Below are 1,590 nucleotides of genomic sequence, written 5' to 3'. Positions count from 1 at the left end.
GGGACGTTCCTTTTAATATGAGCAGGACATTGTCAAGAGGCAAAATCGGGCCTGGCCCCAACGATATGGGGTCAGGCCCTCTCCCTATATCAACCCGTCCGCGGCGACCTCGGCGTGTCTTCCCGACGCTCGTCTTTGCAGTTTAATATCCGCCCGTGGCGATCTCTCGCTGGGCAATCCGTTGCTACGGCTGAGGCTTCTTCGTCGAACCGACAGTCTGTGCACGCGTGTGGCGCCCTGGGCGCTCGCAGAAAAGGGACCTGAGGTTCGCCTCAACGGCTTCGGATCCAACCGCTTCCGGGGTGATCGGCTTATGTGCGGGGGAGCCTCCCCCTACGCCTCCTCGGCCATGAGACCGACCGCCCACACCCAGCAGGCGAGCTCGCGCGCCGTGGCGACGTTCGCCTTGTTGTTGTGGACCCCGCGCGCGAGCAGGGCCCCGCGCCTCTCGACCAGCCTCCGCACGCCCTTGGCGGCATGCCTGCGGGCGCCCGGGTCCGGGGCCTGGCCCCTGGCGGGCTCCTTCGGCCGCGCGGAGCACGTCAGGTAGTGCCACGCGGCCTCGACCAGCGCCTTCCTCAGGTGCTTGTTGCCCGCCTTGGTGATCGCGCCCCTGCGGTCGCTCTCCCCGCTGGAGTGCTCGGAGGGCGTCAAGCCGACCCATGCGGCGAACGACCGGGCATTCCTGAACCTCGAGAACTCGCCGGCCTCGAACACGAGGTCGGCGGCCGTCGCGGTGTCGACGCCCTTGAGGCAGCGCAGGGAGTCGACCCTCTTCCTCCACCTGGGCTTGCGGGTCTCGGCCTCGACGAGCCCCTCGAGCCGCGCCTTGTCCTCCGCCGCCCGCCTGACCGCGTCGACGTAGTAGGCGAGCGCCTCGTTGTCGGCCCCCTCCGCGAACCTTATCGACTCGATCCAGGACCAGTGCGCCCGGGTCCAGTTGCCCTTCCTGCGGCCGGTGGGCGTCCTCTCGTCGAAGACGAGCCCGTGCCTGAGCAGGAACTTGGAGAGCCGCTGCTTCGAGCGCGAGAGGTCGTCCCTCGCGTCCTCGAGCGCCCTAGTCAGGTCGCGGGCGGCCTCGCACTCGTCGTCGGGGACCCACACCTCGACCACGTTGCCGACCGACAGCATGCGGGCGAGGAACTCGGCGTCGTTGCGGTCGTTCTTCCTGCGCCTGTCCGCGCTGGGCTTGATCATCTTCGAGACGGCGCCGACCACGCAGTCGACCCCAAGGCCGGAGAGCCTCTTCTGCAGGTCGAATCCCGTGACCCCGGACTCGTACACGCACCTGGCCTTAGGGTCCACGGAGCGGACCCACCCCGCGACGGCGCCGGCGTCGTAGCCGAAGGTCGCGCAGCGCACCTCCCCGGTCATGACGTCGAGGGAGACGGCCTTTATCGAACGGGCGTGGACGTCGAGGCCGACGAAGGTGGTAGTATCGAGCATGGGAGCCCCTTCCATGAATGCGGCGTGGCCGCCGCGGCTGAATTAGACACTCACCATTGTCGGCCTAATCCGCGGTCTTTCATGCAGCAGGGGCTCTCAATGTTTTTATGTCCTGCTCATATCGTCTCTGCCGGCAGTTTGGGA

1 protein-coding gene is annotated in these 1,590 nt (G+C 67.3%); it reads right to left on the bottom strand.

What is annotated here, in order from left to right:
• Positions 1-333 precede the first annotated feature (333 nt).
• Entirely contained in the window at positions 334-1,446 is a 1,113-nt protein-coding gene (locus tag I2F59_RS09805) for an IS110 family RNA-guided transposase (protein ID WP_229065442.1), read from the bottom strand.
• Positions 1,447-1,590 lie beyond the last annotated feature (144 nt).

The organism is Collinsella aerofaciens (assembly GCF_015556945.1).
Classification (GTDB): domain Bacteria; phylum Actinomycetota; class Coriobacteriia; order Coriobacteriales; family Coriobacteriaceae; genus Collinsella; species Collinsella aerofaciens_AO.
This window is presented reverse-complemented; position numbering and strand designations above follow the sequence as displayed.

What these genes read in the sequence shown, in the direction of transcription:
- I2F59_RS09805 (WP_229065442.1), bottom strand. Translation starts at nt 1,446, where the DNA reads ATGCTCGATACTACCACCTTCGTCGGCCTCGACGTCCACGCCCGTTCG.